Below are 15635 nucleotides of genomic sequence, written 5' to 3'. Positions count from 1 at the left end.
TTCCGTCGTCTCCGTATTCGTTTCGAGCGCCGTGCAGACATTCACGGCGCGTTCCTCAAACTCGGTTGCTGTCTGATCTGCTGGAATACCCTTCGGCGGGCCGATCAGTCTTTATGAAACCGTCTCTTAGGCGGCCAAGTGTTTACGCTTGTGGATAGCGTCTTCAGCGAAAGCCAATTGCCCGACATCGGAGACGACCGCAAACCCAAGAAGAACCCGCTCAACGCCAACTTCGACAAGCAGGAGTTCAAGGCGCTGTGGCACCGCATCAACCGCAAGGCGGCCTACAGTGTCGATTTCGACTCGGACGAGCTGGTGCAAAAGGCGGTCAAGGAGCTGGACGCAGCCCTGCGCGTGACACCGCTGCAATACACCATCCAGGCAGGTGAACAGATCGACCAGGTGACTGGCGAGGCGCTAAAGCGTGGAGATGGTTTCAAAGTTTCCGAGACAAAGACCGAATACAACAAGCAGTCGATTCATTCAGCGGTCAAGTACGACCTGATCGGCAAGCTGGCCGAAGGTACTCAATTGACTCGCCGCACGGTGGCGGAAATCCTCAAAGGTATTAACGTCGCGGTTTTTGCACAGTTCAAGACCAACCCGGAAAGTTTCATCGCCGAGGCCACGCGACTCATCAACGAACAGAAGGCCACGGTCATCATCGAACACCTGGCCTACGACCCAGTTGAGGGCAAGTTCGACCTCGACATCTTCACCGCCGGGCAGACCAAGCAGGACTTCAGCAAGGCCGGCAACAAGCTCCAGCGACACATCTACGACTATGTGCTGACGGATTCGAAGGTAGAGCGAGAGTTCGTGAAAGAGCTGGACACAGCAAATGAAGTGGTGGTCTATGCCAAGTTGCCACGCGGTTTCCTCATTCCCACGCCCGTGGGTGACTACAACCCAGACTGGGCGATCAGCTTCAAGGAAGGCGCTGTCAAGCACATCTATTTCGTGGCGGAAACCAAGGGGTCCATGTCCTCGATGGACCTGCGTGAGATCGAAAAGACCAAGATCAAGTGCGCCCGCAAGTTCTTCGACGAGATGAACCGCCGCTACGCCCCGGAGAACGTCAAGTACGATGTGGTGGACAGTTTCGGCAAGCTGATGGAGGTGGTGAAGTAGCGGGCGCCAAGCTGTTTATCTTCCGAGATAAACAGCCGTAACTTGCAGCCGTTCGTGCCCAAGCTCTCGGCTGATGATTTGTCGTGCTGCGGTATCCTGGGTTCGCTGTGTATCGCTCAGCGTCCTGACGGGTGGCCCTCCCGCTGCGGGTGCAGGCCACCCCGTCAGAGTCTCATAGCGGCTTTGCGCGTACTGATGACGAAGGCCGTGCGTATGGCTCAGGCCCGCCGCCTTGCACTGTCCATCGTAGACGTGCCGTTGCTGGATGTAGGTCTTGTGTGGCGGGATCAATGACCCGGTAGTCGCCAGACGGTGCGCTGCCAGGAGCACGTCGCGTTGCTCTGACGTGGTGACGGGCACAGTTCGCTCCCGGCCGCCCTTCGTCCACGATCCCTTGAGGGCGATGTGATCACCCCGATCCGCATAGCAGGGCTGGAACTTGATCGCTTCCTCCCGACGCAATCCGAAGGCGGCCTGTAACTGAAGGCTCATGCGCACGTGGACATCGGTGACCTGCTCAAGACCTGTGCCCAATTCGCGGGCCTTGCTGATGTTGGTCACATAGCGGCGCTCGGCCACGCCGAGTTGCGTGTTGTCCGCCGGCAGGATGCCGGCCTTACCGATCTTCTCGGCCCACCAGCGCAGATGAGAGAGCCGATTCTTGATGGTGCCCGACGACAAACCTTCGCCCTGCCAGCGATCCAGCAGCGTCTGGACGTGCTTGCCCTTGAGCGACGATGCCTTCATCTGCCGGAAACCGGCCTCGCGTAGTTGCCGCGCAGCCAGCGAGAGAGAACGCATCCGGTCAGCCTGTGTGTTGTGGCCGCCGTCACGGTTGCGCTGGCAAAGCTGCCGCAGGGTATAGGTCAAGTCGTCCATCTTCCGGCCTCCAAGCAAAGCGCTGTACTGCGTTGTCCTGAAACTCAATGGTTAGTGTTGGTGCCAACTCGCCAAGGCGAGATCCCGTGAGGGCAAGGGCATGGTGTTCAGGAGACACCAGAGCCTCGAATGAGGCGTCCGTCTTGCTCCCTGCTGGAAGCTTGGACGGAGGTACTGCAAGACGAAAGTGATGTGAACGTGTACGAGTCCTCCTATGAAGTGAGTGGGATGAAAAAAGCAGCCGGAGTCCTGTGCGTTGCGCACAGGCCATTGCCGCAAGGGACAGTGCGCCAGGCGGCGCGCAAGGGATGAGTGCAAGCAGACGAGGAAGGCTCCGCCCCTGGATAGGGCCGGTATGCGATCGGAGCCTGGGCATACCTGGGGTGGTTCCGCCCTGACAGGCCAGCGCTTGCAGGAACCTGCGCTGTCGGGGATGCCGATGTACGAAGCCCATCGGTCTTGGCAACTGCCCGGGCAGTTTAGGGCGGCCATCATCATGTATGCCGCACGCAATAGGAACTGGCTTTTGCCCGCATTGTTGGCGGTGTTGCGCGGGTCGTCACTGCGGCGTGCAGTGACGACCCGCGTTTTGCGGCAGCATTTGCTACGCAGGATGCGGCTGCCATCCCCTGGCCTGCATTGCCTGCGCTGCGATGTCCCCAGCGTTCGTCGAGGCGTTCAGCATCTTGCGGATGTTGGCGATGTGCGCCAGGGCAGTTTCACGCGATGCCGGTGCCGCAGTCGGTTCTGGGCGGTCTTCGGTACGCGGCGGAGCTGCAGTCCGATTCTCGGCAGTCCGCGGGGTGGCAGACATCTCCTTACGACCTGCCCACAGGCGGAATTCGCCAGCGAATACGCGCTTCACCAAGGCGAAGAAGTAGGCCACGACATTGCGCACGGTGCCGCTCTGGCTGCGTGCCTGCAACTCGTCGAGTACCTCCTGGCGATGTTGCGGCGGTAGCCGCCGCAAGGCGGCCTGCACGTCCTTTTGCTGATCTGCCTTAGCATTGCTCAGGCAAGGCGGCAAGCTCACCGAAGGCGATACTGAATCGCCATCGCCTTCGCGCGCGCGGTACGTACGTTCTTTTTTATACATATACGTCTTATACGTACCGCCCTGCTCAGCCGTCATGTGGCGAGCGTGTCCGGTCTGTTGCGGAACAAGCGTGCTGCCAGCGGAATCGCCAGACAATGGCAGTGGGTCGGCTGCCTCGCTCGCCTGCGACGGCGGCGTAGGGGGCAAATCATCGTCATCGTGGCGCTGATCGTGGGCCGCAATGGAAACGGCTTCAGGCGCTTGCGCCTGCGTTGCCTGGATGTGGACGGCCACCCGATCCACCTGGTTGTTTTCGTGGCCGATGGAGGCTTGCAGAAGCGCGGGCAGACTGGCATCGAGCGCGCAGGCCTGCTGGAAGTCCAGAGCGCTTTCGTGAACCTGATACAACTCGCTGAGTACGTGCCCCGTCAGAGGATCGCGGTGCTGGCCTACCAGACTGATCCACCCCGTCAGCCGAAGCACGATGAGGACACGCCAAGCCGTCTCGTATCCGGCCCGCTGCCCCAGCGGGGTAGAGGTGAGATAGCGGCGCAACTGCCCCAGATTTGCCAGCGGACTGATGCCCTCGGCAGACCGCAGCATGCGGAGAACCTGCCAGCCATTGCGCTCCAATGGCGTGAGGCGGGCATCGAGCATGAGCGAGGCCGGCGTGGCGAATAGGGCGTCTTGCCCCAGCGGGTTATGGCGGGTGTGATGGTCTGCCATGAGGGTTCTCCAAGGTCTGGGCCACGGCGGCCCGTTCCCCTGCATCTCATCGCGTACCGTTCCAGGCGTCAGCCAACAATGTGGTCTGCGCCATAACCGTTTTATCCGGCAGGCGCGGCGCTGGCACCCGCATCCAGACTGATCTATCATCCCGATACCCCCTTGGGGGTACAACTGGGGGTACTTCCAGCGATTCCCGCAAAGGCCGTGGCCCGATTTCCCCGTGAAACCTAGCATTCACGGCCCTTTGCCGACCGATCAACGTTTAAACGTGTGATCAACGTCTGAGCGTTGCTGTCGCATCGAGCGTAAAAAAGCCCGCTGAATGCGGGCTTTTTCTTTTCGACGGCGGAAGACCGACTCATTCCCGACCGACGACCTTCAGCGTCCCGGACAGATGCAGGAACTGTCCATCCTTCATCGCGATGTTCGTATCCACCGCACCGCGTTCGAAATCCTCGACGTGCACGACGTTCGAGCCGGTGGACGGCTCATGCCAGTACACCATGTACACCTGCGGACGGACCTCGCGCGCCGTGTACTGCACCGTATCCGTCACGCCCTTGAATTGGCCGGCCGTGCCGACGAACGACATCGTCCTGTCGTCCTTGAAGTTCAGGTCGAACGCGGTAGCGCCGAACTGCACGCGCACCGTCTTGCCCGCCGCGGGGAACGGCGCCGGCGCGGGCCACTGCATCTCGCCCTTGGCAACTTTCGCGCTCAGCTCGAGCGACGGCTTCTCGCCGAGATCCGGGTAGCGCGCCTCCATCGCCGCGATCAGCGTCGTCGAATCCTTCGCGCGCGCCGCTTCCTGGTCGAACGCCTTCACGTAATTCCGCGTGAACGCGACGCCCGTGGTGAACGGCTGGCCGCCGTCGCGATTCGGCAGGAAATGGCCGGGCACGACGCGCGCCGGCTTCAGCGCATCGATCCGGTCGAGCGTCGCCAGCCAGTTCGCGTGCGACAGCGGCGTCTGCGTGTCGGCCATCCAGACATGAATGTTCGCGGCGACCGGGATGCCACCGACCACGGTCCGCGCGGAAGGAATCCACACGAACGTGCGATCGGGCGTCGGGCCGTCGAGCCCGACGATGCGCAGCGGCTCGCCGTCGACGCGCAGCGTATTGCCGTCGAGCGGCTGCGGCACGATCACCGAAGCCGGCGCGTTGTCCTTCAGGATCGGGCCCCAGTAGGCGAGCTTGCCGTCCTTGCTGGCCGCGATCGCGGCGACGGTCTGCGGCGTCGCGACGATCTTCGCATCCGGGAACGCCGCGTGAATGGTTTCCAGCCCGAAGTAATAGTCGGGGTCGCTGTGGCTCACGTAGACGGCCTTGAGCGTCTTGCCGCTCGCCTTGATCCGGCTCACCAGCGCCTGAGCGTCGTTGCGCTGGAACTGGGCGTCGATCAGGATCGCCTCGGTCTTGCCCGAAACGATTTCGGACGAAACCGGGAAGATCGCATGCGCGCCCGGATTGTAGACATCGACGGTCAGCGGGGCAGCGATGCTTGCGGATGCGGCGCCGAGCAGCGCAGTCGCCGCGAGTGCGGAAGAAAACAGATGACGGATCGACATGGTCGGACTCTTGATTGGTGGTGAGCCCGTAGAATAAATGAAACTGTCTCGGTAACAAATATCCCGCTTGTCGATGATTTATCTCCCAACAGGAATGAATCGACCGCGACGCGGCCGTCCGAGCGGACGCCGGCCGGGCCGTTACCCGGTAATCCTTGATGAACAAAAAAAGCCCGGCCGGCACACGCCGGTCGGGCCACGATACTTCCGGGCCGTATCACTCAGGTGCTATCGCATCCGGCCGCTCGCGCGCTCACGTCGCCGACACCCGCCGCCCGGCGTTCGCCTGCGCATCGCGCCCACGCTTGTTCAGCCACGACGCGAACAGCACGATCAACGCGAGCACGGCCGTCGCGCCGACTTCCATCCGATGCTCCTCGCTGACGAACATCACGGTCAGCGTGCCGCAGATGAACAGGATCACGGCCCACGTGAGCCACGGGAACAGCCACATCCGCAGCGTCAGGTCGGCGCCGCCCGCTTCGAGCGTCTTGCGCATCCGCAGTTGCGAGATCGCGATCACGAGATACACGAGCAACGCGATCGCGCCCGACGTCGCGAGCAGGAAGCCGAACACCTGCTCCGGCATCAGGTAGTTCGCGATCACGGTCAGGAAACCGAACGCGGTCGACGCGAGCACGGCCGCGCGCGGCGTGCCGGTCGAATCGGTGCGATGCAGGAAGGCCGGCGCGTCCTTGCGCCGGGACAGCGAGAACAGCATCCGCGACGCGGTGTACAGCGCCGAATTCAGGCAGCTCGCGACCGACACGAGCACGATCACGTCGATGATCGCCTTCGCGTTCGGGATGCCGATCAGCTCCATCGCGCGCTGATACGAGCCATGCTTCGGCAGCAGCGGGTCGTTCCACGGCACGATGGCCGCGACGACGAGGATCGAGCCGAGATAGAACAGCGTGATACGCCAGATGACCGAGTTCGTCGCGCGCACGATCTGGCGTTGCGGGTTGTCCGATTCGGCGGCCGCGATCGTCACGATCTCGGTGCCGAGGAACGAGAACATCGTCGTGAGCATCGCCGCGAGCACCGCGCTCGCGCCGTGCGGCATGAAGCCGTCGTGCACGAACAGGTTCGACACGCCCGACACGGTCGGCGCAGGAATGATGCCGACGATCGCCGCACCGCCGATGCACAGGAACACGACGATCGCGACGACCTTGATCAGCGCGAACCAGAATTCGAATTCGCCGTAGTTCTTGACGGAAAAGAGGTTGGTGATGGTGAGCAGCAGCGTGATGCCGAGCGCGAAGATCCACGTCGCGATGCCCGGGAACCACGCATTGAGAATGGTCGCGGCGGCGGTCGCCTCGATCGGGATCACCAGCACCCAGAACCACCAGTACAGCCAGCCGATCGTGAAGCCGGCCCAGTGGCCGATCGCGCGATCGGCATAGGTCGAGAACGACCCGCTGTCCGGATGCGCGACGGCCATTTCGCCGAGCATGCGCATCACCAGCACGACCAGCACGCCCGCGATCGCATACGCGAGTATCGATGCCGGCCCGGCTTCCGCGATCGCGTGGCCGGAGCCGACGAACAAGCCCGCGCCGATGACGCCGGCAATCGACATCATCGTCACGTGACGCTGCTTCAGGCCGGTGCCGAGGCCTGTGTTGCTTCCACTCATCTGTCTCTCTCCAAAAAACGGTTCCGATACGACCGGGTGTCGCGTGAAGGCGGCGCGGGGAGTTGTCGTTCTTGAATCCGGCTGCGACCGCGCGTGCGTCGCACGCGGGCATGGGCCGGATGGGGCCGTTCCGGCCGGGTCGTCCGCGCAGTCTGCGAAGCTGCGGGTGCGATGCGGCGCACCGGGCGCCGGCGCATCGCGTACGCCCGTTCCGTCGGCTGTCGTCAGCCGCCTTCGAAGCGAAGGAGTGTAAGCATCAAACGGTTCTTCACTAAGAACCAATTGAAGCATTTCGATGGAACCACTCGTTGCATCGATGCGAACCGATGCAACGCTTGCTCCGGTTCGGCCGCGCCTCGCGCGCCGGGCGCGCCGTTCAATTCGCGTCGCGGGCGGCGGCTTCGTTCCGCCACTGCGCCGGCACGATTGCGTGCCATTCTCGCAGAAGCAGGTTTTTCACGGCGTCCGGATGCGCAGCCGACAGGCGCACCAGCACGATCGGCCAGCCGACATAGTGATCGGTCACGTAATACACGTCGGGCGCCGATTCGATCAGCCACGCGCGCTCGTCGGGGCCGACGCCCTTCACGACGAGCGTGTCGCCGTCCTCGCGCAGCCGCGCGAGCAGCTTGCCCTTCACCTTGAGAGCGGGCGTGCCGTACGACCTGCCTTCCTCGACGCCGCGCCACGCCAGTGCGATCTGCCGGACTTCGTCGAATGTCACGATGCCTCCCCGACCATGCGTCGATGGTTGACGATCCGGCCACCCTACCGGAAATCGCGCGACGCACCCAGCCTTGCGGCGCTATCCGCCGGCCGCGCGGGCGGCGGCCGGCGCACGCCCGGTGGTCGCGACGATCGCGAACGCGATCGCATTCGCGGCGGCGCTCGCGAGGATCGGCACGAGATAGCCGCCGCCCGCATCGTAGACGAAGCCGGCGGCGGCCGGCCCGACCAGCGTGCCGAACGCGACGCTCGTGTACAGGATGCCGATGATCGCGCTCACGTTGCGCCCGCCGAAATAGTCCATCACGACCGCCGGCAGCACGGCGACCCAGCCGCCGTAGAACACGCCGAACACGAGCGCGAACGCAGCGAGCGTCGCAACGGTGCCGGCGCCCGCCCACGCGACCAGCGCGACGGCCATGCCCGCGAACATCGCGAGCAGCGACGCGCGGCGACCGAAGCGGTCGGCGAGGCCACCGAGGAAGAAGCGGCCGGCCGTGCTGCCGACGCCGATCGCGCCGAGCAACAGCACGGCCGTCGAGGGCGCGACGCCATGATCGAGCGCGTACGGCACGAGGTGAACGAACGGGACGAACACGCCGAACGAGCAGACGAGGCAGGCCGCGTAGAGGCTCGCGAACGGCCGCGACGTGACGGCTTCGCGCACCGTCGCGCCGGCTGGCGCGTTCGGGGCGGCCGGCGAAGCACCGGCATGCCGGCCGCCGCCGTCACGGGCGACCTCGCCGTCCGGCAGCAATCCGCGCCCGCGCGGGTCGTTCTCGATCAGCAGCGACATGCCGGCCCCCAGCACGAGCGCGATCGCGGCCAGCGTGAAATACGCGCCGCGCCAGCCAACCTGCGCGATCAGCGCGGAAGCGAGCGGCGGCATCACCAGCGTGCCGACGCCGATCCCCGCGACCGCGAGCCCCGACGCGAACCCGCGCCGACGCACGAACCAGCGCTGCACCGCGCCGACGGCCGGCACGTACGCGCAGCCGACGCCGAACCCGACCCCGAGCCCGTACGCGACGTAGACCTGCAGCAGCGTGCGCGCCGCGCCGGCGGCCGCGAGCCCCGCGCCGGTCAGCAACATCCCGACCACGGCGAGGCGCCGCGAGCCGAAACGATCGGCCAGCGGCCCGCTGACGATGCCGAAGCCGAAGTACAGGAAGCCGGCGAGCGAGAACACGAGCGAGATCTGGCCACGCGACGCTGCGAAATCCCGCTGCAGCGACTCGACGAACGCGCTGAACGTGTACGCGCTGCCGAATCCGACGAACGTGACGGCGAACGCAGCCGCCACCACGTACCAGCCGTAGAAAAGGCGCGATGCGCCCGGGCGGTTCATGACGATGCTCCTTTCGGGTTCCACCGGCTGCCGGGCGGCGTCCGGATTGCCTCGTGGATATAGTTGAACTATGTTGATCGCATCGGCCGCCGGCGGGCAGCCGTGAAACGGGCGATCCGATGCGTCAACGGTACTCGCGCGTACGCGTCGTCTCAAACGATATTTCGTCGACCTTTCGCTTTAGAAAAACTGAATGAACCGTTCGCGCCTGCCGCCGCTCAATGCGTTGCGCGCCTTCGAAGCCGCCGCCCGCCACCTGTCGGTGAAGTCGGCGGCCGAGGAGCTGTCGGTCACGCCCGGTGCGGTGAGCCAGATGATCCGCACGCTCGAGACGCATCTCGGCGTGCAGCTGTTCGAGCGCGTGAACCGCGGCATCCTGCTGACGGCCGCCGGCCGCGACTACCTGCCGCCCGTGCGCAACGCGTTCCGGCAGATCGCCGACGCGTCGCAGCGCGTGTCGGGCGCCGCCGACAGCGGCGTGCTGACCGTGAGCGTGACGCCGTTCTTCGCATCCGCGTGGCTCGTCCCGCGCCTCGCGCAGTTCCGGCAGGCTTGCCCGGACGTCGACCTGCAGGTCGTCACGAGCCACGCGCTCGCGGATTTCGCGCGCGACGGCGTCGACGTCGCGATCCGTCACGGCCTCGGGCGCTACATCGGGCTCTGCAGCGAACGGCTGCTGACGGTGGAAATCGTCGCGCTCGCGTCGCCCGACCTCGTCGCGCGGCTCGGCATGCCGGCGACGCCGGCCGAGCTCGTCGGCTGGCCGCAACTACACGACGCCGAACGCAAGGGCTGGCACATCTGGTTCGGCGCGCAGCGAATCGACGATTTCGGCCCGCCGCGCGGCCCCGCGTTCGACGACTCGGGCCTGCTGCTGCAGGCGATCGTCGCCGGCCAGGGCGCCGGGCTGCTGCCGGCGGCGATGGTGCGCGGCGAACTGGCGAGCGGCCGGCTCGTGCAGCTTGCCGACGTCGCATGGCTCGACGATTTCGCGTACTACCTCGTCTATCCGACGCATCACGCGGAACGGCCGAAGGTTGCCGCGTTCCGCCGCTGGATTCTCGATGCCGCGCAGGCCGACGGCGCGGCGTCGATGGCCGGCGCGGCGTAGCGTCGCGCGGCGCCCCGGCGCCGATCCGCTAACATGCGGCGCGGGCCGTCGGCCCGACATCGATAACAACGAACAGAACGAGAGAGACCATGCGTGCCCTGCTTCGCCGCGCGACCCACGTCGCGACCCTGTCCGCCGCGCTTTTCGTCGCGTGCACCGCGTTGCCGCCTGCCGCGCACGCCTATCGCGCGTCGCCCGGCTACGGCGACGAAGCCGATCTCGACCGTCACGACACCTATCGCAACCGCGACGGCGAAACCGTGCATGCGCCCGCGCATTCGAAATCGGGCCGCGTGCCGGACGGCGCGAGCGCGCGCTGCCGAGAAGGCACGTACAGCTTCAGCCGCCACCGGCGCGGCACCTGCTCCGGGCATGGCGGCGTCGCCGCGTGGCTGTGAGCGCGGGTCGGCCGAATGGCCTGCGCGGTGCCAGCGGCAGCCGGCGGCGAAGTACAATACGCGCTCGCACCGCCGCGCCCCGCGCGGCACGCTCCGTACCGAATCACCCGACGCCGCCAGCCCGCGCGCTGCGCGGCCGTCTCAACCACTTCTGACTTTCACACCGAAATGGCCCAATACGTTTTCACGATGAACCGGGTCGGCAAGATCGTGCCGCCCAAGCGCCAGATCCTGAAGGACATCTCGCTGTCGTTCTTTCCCGGCGCGAAGATCGGCGTGCTCGGCCTGAACGGCTCGGGCAAGTCGACGCTGATCCGCATCATGGCGGGCGTCGACAAGGACATCGAGGGCGAAGCCACGCCGATGCCGAACCTGAACATCGGCTACCTGCCGCAGGAGCCGCAGCTCGACCCGACGAAGACCGTGCGCGAAGCCGTCGAGGAAGGCCTCGGCGACCTGTTCCAGGCGAACAAGAAGCTGGAAGAAATCTACGCGGCCTACGCCGAACCGGACGCCGACTTCGACGCGCTCGCGGCCGAACAGGCGAAATACGAAGCGATCCTCGCGTCGAGCGACGGCGGCAGCCCCGAGCAGCAGCTCGAAGTGGCCGCCGACGCGCTGCGCCTGCCGCCGTGGGACGCAAAGATCGAGCACCTGTCGGGCGGTGAGAAGCGCCGCGTCGCGCTGTGCAAGCTGCTGCTCGAGAAGCCCGACATGCTGCTGCTCGACGAACCGACCAACCACCTCGACGCCGAATCGGTCGACTGGCTCGAGCAGTTCCTGGTGCGGTTCCCGGGCACCGTGGTCGCCGTCACGCACGATCGCTACTTCCTCGACAACGCGGCCGAGTGGATTCTCGAACTCGACCGCGGCCACGGCATTCCGTGGAAGGGCAACTACAGCAGCTGGCTCGACCAGAAGGAAGAGCGCCTGAAGCAGGAAGAAGCGTCGGAATCGGCACGCCAGAAGGCGATCAAGAAGGAACTGGAGTGGGTGCGCCAGAACCCGAAGGGGCGTCAGGCGAAGTCGAAGGCGCGTATCGCGCGCTTCGAGGAGCTGAGCAGCCAGGAATACCAGAAGCGCAACGAAACGCAGGAAATCTTCATTCCGGCCGGCGAACGCCTCGGTAACGAAGTGATCGAGTTCAAGAACGTCAGCAAGTCGTTCGGCGATCGCCTGCTGATCGACAACCTGAGCTTCAAGATCCCGGCCGGCGCGATCGTCGGCATCATCGGCCCGAACGGCGCCGGCAAGTCGACGCTGTTCAAGATGCTGACCGGCAAGGAACAGCCGGATTCGGGCGAAGTCGTGATGGGCCCGACGGTGAAGCTCGCGTACGTCGACCAGAGCCGCGACGCGCTCGACGGTTCGAAGACGGTGTTCGAGGAAATCTCGGGCGGCGCCGACGTACTGACGGTCGGCAAGTACGAAACGCCGTCGCGTGCATACATCGGCCGCTTCAACTTCAAGGGCGGCGACCAGCAGAAGATCGTCGGCAACCTGTCCGGCGGCGAACGCGGCCGCCTGCACCTCGCGAAGACGCTGATCTCGGGCGGCAACGTGCTGCTGCTCGACGAACCGTCGAACGACCTCGACGTCGAAACGCTGCGCGCGCTGGAAGACGCGCTGCTCGAATTCGCGGGCTCGGTGATGGTGATCTCGCACGATCGCTGGTTCCTCGACCGGATCGCGACGCACATCCTCGCGTTCGAAGGCGATTCGCAGGTCACGTTCTTCGACGGCAACTACCAGGAGTACGAAGCCGACAAGCGCGCGCGCCTCGGCGAGGAAGCCGCGAAGCCGAAGCGACTGCGCTACAAGCCGATCAGCCGCTGACCGGCGCGGCCCGGGCATCCGGCCTCGCGCTCACGCGGGGCTGGACGCCGAAGGTGATCGAAGGAGGCCGCATCCGGAACGGCACAACGAAAAAGCCGGCCCATGGCCCGCTTTTTTTCGCCTGGCGCTCGTCCCGCCGCTTACACCAGCGCGCCCAGCTCGCGCAGCCGCGCCTCGGTCGCCGCCGCGCTCGTGTGATGAATGCCGTGCCAGCCGAGCGCCGTGGCGGCCGCCGCGTTCTTCGCGTTGTCATCGATGAACACGAGTTCGTGCGACGCGATGCCGGGCAGGTGCGGCTCGATCCGCGCATGCATCTCGCGGTAGATCGCCGGATCGGGTTTCACGAGCTTCACGCGGCCCGATACGACGATGTCCTTGAACCGGCGCAGCACCGGGAAGTTGTCCCATGCATACGGAAACGTCTGCGCGGACCAGTTCGTCAGCCCGAACAGCGGCATTCCCTGCGCGTCCAGCCGGTCGACGAGGTCCGCGCCTTCTTCGAGCACGCCGCCGATCATCTCGTGCCAGCGCGCATAGAACGCGCGGATCAGCGCTTCGTGCTCGGGAAACTTCGCGACGAGTTCGGCCGTGCCTTCCTCGATCGTCTGCCCGCCGTCCTGACGGACCACCCAGTCCATCGCGCACACGTGCGTGAGGAACCAGCGGCGCTCGGCGTCGTCGGGAATCAGTTCACGGTAAAGGTACTCGGGGCTCCAGTCGATCAGCACGCCGCCGAAATCGAACACCACTGCCTTGATCGTCATGCGAACTCCGTAGCAAGCACGTCCGCGAGCGGACGCGGCGTCACCGCGTTGCCCGACAGCGAATTGTTGTTCCAGATGAAGTGATGGTGCGCGACGATCTGCGCCGCCGACAGGTGGACGCGCTCGTTCGTCGTGTGCAGGTCGGACACGACGGTCGTCCGGTAGCCGAGCAACGCGGCGCGGCGTGCGGCCGAATCGACGCAGAACTCGGTCGCATAGCCGCAGATCAGCACCGAGCGGATGCCGTGGCGATCGAGCTGCGCCGCGAGCGGCGTGTCGTGAAACGCGTCGCTCGCCTGCTTGCGCACGCGCCAGTCGTCGCGACCGACGACCAGCCCCGCATGCAGTTCCCAGCCCGGCGTGCCGGGCACGACGTCGTCGTCCGCGTCGCCGTCGTGCTGCACGAAGCACACCGGCGCGTTCGCCGCGCGCGCCGCCGCCGTCAACCGGTTGATGCCCGACACCACGTCGTCGAGCCGGTACGCGGGCCGCGCCCGCTCCACCAGCCCGCGCTGCATGTCGACCACGATCACCGCAGTGTCCGCCATTGCCTGCCCTCGCTGTTATTGTCCGGCCGTCGTTCGATCGCTATCCGATCGCTGTCCGATCGCGATCAGCCGCTATCCGGCCCTGCCGCGCGTTGCGTCAGATCGGCTGCGTGCGCGCGTCGAGCCACGCCTTCGCGTCGCCGCTCACATGCCGGCCGACGCGCTCGCGCACCGTCGCGTGATACGTGTTCAGCCACGCGCGCTCTTCGTCGTGCAGCATCTCGATCAGCACGCAGCGCGTGTCGATCGGGCACAGCGTCAGTGTCTCGAATGCGAGGAAATCGCCGAATTCCGTCTGCCCGGCCGCGCGGTTCACGACCAGGTTCTCGATCCGGATGCCCCACTGGCCCGGACGGTACACACCCGGCTCGATCGACGTGATCATCCCCTCTTCCATCGCCGTGTACGGCTCGGCCGGCGCGTAGTGCGAGATCACCTGCGGGCCTTCGTGCACGTTCAGGAAGTAACCGACGCCATGCCCGGTGCCGTGGCCGTAGTCGAGCCCGGCCGCCCACATCGGCGCACGCGCGATCGCGTCGAGCATCGGCGAGCGGATGCCGCGCGGGAAGCGGGCGCGCGACAACGCCATCATCGACTTCAGCACGATCGTGAAATCGCGCCGCTGCAGGTCGCTGACGGTGCCGACCGGCACGACGCGCGTGATGTCGGTCGTGCCCGTCACGTACTGGCCGCCCGAATCGATCAGCAGCAGGCCGTCGCCGGCGATCGTCGCGTGCGACTCGCGCGTCGCGTGGTAGTGCGGCATCGCGCCGTTCGCGTTGAAGCCGGCGATCGTCGCGAAGCTCGCCGACACATAGCCGGGGCGCCGCGCGCGCGCGGCCGTGAGCTTCTCCTCGATCGTCAGCTCGGTGATCGTTTCGCGATTGACGGCCTGTTCGAACCACGCGAAGAATTCGGCGAGCGCGGCACCGTCATGCTCCATCGTCACGCGCACGTGCTCGATCTCGGCGGTCGTCTTGCGCGACTTCGCGAACGTCGACGGATTCACGGCCTCGACGAGCTTCACGCCGGCCGGCACGGCCTCGAGCGTGCCGAACGTCACGCGGCGCGGGTCGATCAGCAGCGTCGCGCCGTCCGGCAGCGCCGCGAGCGACGCACGCGCGGCGTCGTACGCGCGGACGTCGACGCCATCCTGCGCGAGCGACGCGGCCAGCGCCGGCGGTACCTTGCCGTCGGCGACGAACAGCGTCGCGCGATCGGTGCCGATCATTGCGTGCGCAACGAATACCGGATTGAAGTTGACGTCGGCGCCGCGCAGGTTGAACAGCCACGCGAGATCGTCGAGCGTCGACACGAAATGCCACTGCGCGCCTTGCGCGTGCATCGCGCGGCGGACGTCGGCCAGCTTGCTCGCGCGCGTCGTGTCGGCCTGCGGCGCCACGTGCTCGAACACCGCATCGCCGGGCAGCCCCGGCCGCTCGGGCCAGATCGCATCGAGCAGGTCGACGTCGGTACGCAGCGCGATGCCGCGCGCACTCAACGCGGCCGTCAGCCCGCGCGCGGCCGCGACGCCGAGCACGGCGCCGTCGACCCCGACCGTCGCGCCCGCCGCCACGTTCTGCGCGAGCCAGTCGACGTGCGGCGCGCTCTGCTGCCCGCCCGTCATCTTCATCAGTTGCACGCCCGTGCCCGCCAGTTCGGCGTCGGCCTGCACCCAGTAGCGGCTGTCGACCCACAACCCCGCGAAGTCCGCGGTGACGACCAGCGTGCCGACCGAGCCCGTGAAGCCGGACAGCCAGCGGCGCGCCTGCCAGCGTTCGGGCAGGTATTCGGACAGGTGGGGATCGGCGGACGGCACGAGATAGGCGGCCAGGTTCTCGCGGACCATGGCGTCGCGCAATAGCGCGAGACGGGCCGGCACCGGCGAGACTTCGGGGAGACGGGCATTCATGA

13 protein-coding genes and 1 pseudogene are annotated in these 15635 nt (G+C 66.1%); 5 read left to right on the top strand and 9 right to left on the bottom strand.

Annotated features, from left to right (window positions below):
* Both H0X95_RS18875 and H0X95_RS36295 read left to right on the top strand, forming a co-directional pair.
* Nucleotides 1-117, top strand: a pseudogene (locus H0X95_RS18875) (IS5/IS1182 family transposase); the annotation flags it as partial.
* 21 nt (nt 118-138) lie between these two features.
* Nucleotides 139-1131, top strand: a complete 993-nt coding sequence (locus tag H0X95_RS36295; protein WP_330165498.1) for a restriction endonuclease — start codon at nt 139-141, stop codon at nt 1129-1131.
* A gap of 15 nt (nt 1132-1146) precedes the next feature.
* Here H0X95_RS36295 and H0X95_RS18865 read toward each other — a convergent pair whose 3' ends face one another.
* The 6 genes from H0X95_RS18865 to H0X95_RS18840 all read right to left on the bottom strand — a co-directional run bounded on the left by H0X95_RS18865 (nt 1147) and on the right by H0X95_RS18840 (nt 9064).
* The gene (locus tag H0X95_RS18865; protein ID WP_196446136.1) at nt 1147-2010 is read right to left on the bottom strand and encodes an integrase domain-containing protein; all 864 of its coding nucleotides are present in this window, start codon (nt 2008-2010) and stop codon (nt 1147-1149) included.
* 604 nt (nt 2011-2614) lie between these two features.
* Nucleotides 2615-3772 carry an STY4528 family pathogenicity island replication protein gene (locus H0X95_RS18860; RefSeq protein ID WP_230878238.1) on the bottom strand — a complete coding sequence of 386 codons (1158 nt, stop codon included), beginning with the start codon at nt 3770-3772 and terminating at the stop codon, nt 2615-2617.
* 361 nt (nt 3773-4133) lie between these two features.
* The gene (locus tag H0X95_RS18855) at nt 4134-5345 is read right to left on the bottom strand and encodes an MBL fold metallo-hydrolase (protein ID WP_059723918.1); all 1212 of its coding nucleotides are present in this window, start codon (nt 5343-5345) and stop codon (nt 4134-4136) included.
* 253 nt (nt 5346-5598) lie between these two features.
* Entirely contained in the window at nt 5599-6990 is a 1392-nt protein-coding gene (gene gabP / locus H0X95_RS18850) for a GABA permease (RefSeq protein WP_058901218.1), read from the bottom strand.
* Between the two features lie 376 nt (nt 6991-7366).
* Nucleotides 7367-7714 (bottom strand): MmcQ/YjbR family DNA-binding protein, encoded by a 348-nt coding sequence (locus tag H0X95_RS18845; RefSeq protein ID WP_058901217.1) that lies wholly within the window; start codon nt 7712-7714, stop codon nt 7367-7369.
* Between the two features lie 81 nt (nt 7715-7795).
* Nucleotides 7796-9064: an MFS transporter gene (locus H0X95_RS18840; protein ID WP_059723920.1), complete on the bottom strand. Its 1269-nt coding sequence runs from the start codon at nt 9062-9064 to the stop codon at nt 7796-7798.
* A 193-nt stretch (nt 9065-9257) separates the two neighbouring features.
* On the opposite strand from H0X95_RS18840, the gene gcvA reads away from it, so the two are divergent.
* The 3 genes from gcvA to ettA all read left to right on the top strand — a co-directional run bounded on the left by gcvA (nt 9258) and on the right by ettA (nt 12409).
* Nucleotides 9258-10175: a transcriptional regulator GcvA gene (gene gcvA, locus H0X95_RS18835; RefSeq protein ID WP_034201062.1), complete on the top strand. Its 918-nt coding sequence runs from the start codon at nt 9258-9260 to the stop codon at nt 10173-10175.
* Between the two features lie 89 nt (nt 10176-10264).
* Entirely contained in the window at nt 10265-10573 is a 309-nt protein-coding gene (locus H0X95_RS18830; protein WP_059723921.1) for a DUF3761 domain-containing protein, read from the top strand.
* Nucleotides 10574-10741: 168 nt separating this feature from the next.
* Nucleotides 10742-12409: an energy-dependent translational throttle protein EttA gene (gene ettA, locus H0X95_RS18825; RefSeq protein WP_006494122.1), complete on the top strand. Its 1668-nt coding sequence runs from the start codon at nt 10742-10744 to the stop codon at nt 12407-12409.
* Between the two features lie 140 nt (nt 12410-12549).
* On the opposite strand, the gene H0X95_RS18820 is transcribed toward ettA, so the two are convergent.
* The 3 genes from H0X95_RS18820 to H0X95_RS18810 form a co-directional block, all read right to left on the bottom strand.
* On the bottom strand, nt 12550-13173 hold the full coding sequence (locus tag H0X95_RS18820; protein WP_059723923.1) for an HAD family hydrolase: 624 nt from the start codon (nt 13171-13173) through the stop codon (nt 12550-12552).
* The gene (locus H0X95_RS18815) at nt 13170-13721 is read right to left on the bottom strand and encodes a cysteine hydrolase family protein (protein ID WP_006482082.1); all 552 of its coding nucleotides are present in this window, start codon (nt 13719-13721) and stop codon (nt 13170-13172) included. Before H0X95_RS18815 ends, H0X95_RS18820 begins: the two co-directional genes overlap by 4 nt.
* Before the next feature lie 97 nt (nt 13722-13818).
* Nucleotides 13819-15633 (bottom strand): aminopeptidase P family protein, encoded by a 1815-nt coding sequence (locus tag H0X95_RS18810; protein WP_034201063.1) that lies wholly within the window; start codon nt 15631-15633, stop codon nt 13819-13821.
* Nucleotides 15634-15635: the final 2 nt, after the last annotated feature.

It is taken from the genome of Burkholderia sp. 9779_493 (assembly GCF_015712215.1).
Classification (GTDB): Bacteria; Pseudomonadota; Gammaproteobacteria; order Burkholderiales; family Burkholderiaceae; genus Burkholderia; species Burkholderia cenocepacia.
This window is presented reverse-complemented; position numbering and strand designations above follow the sequence as displayed.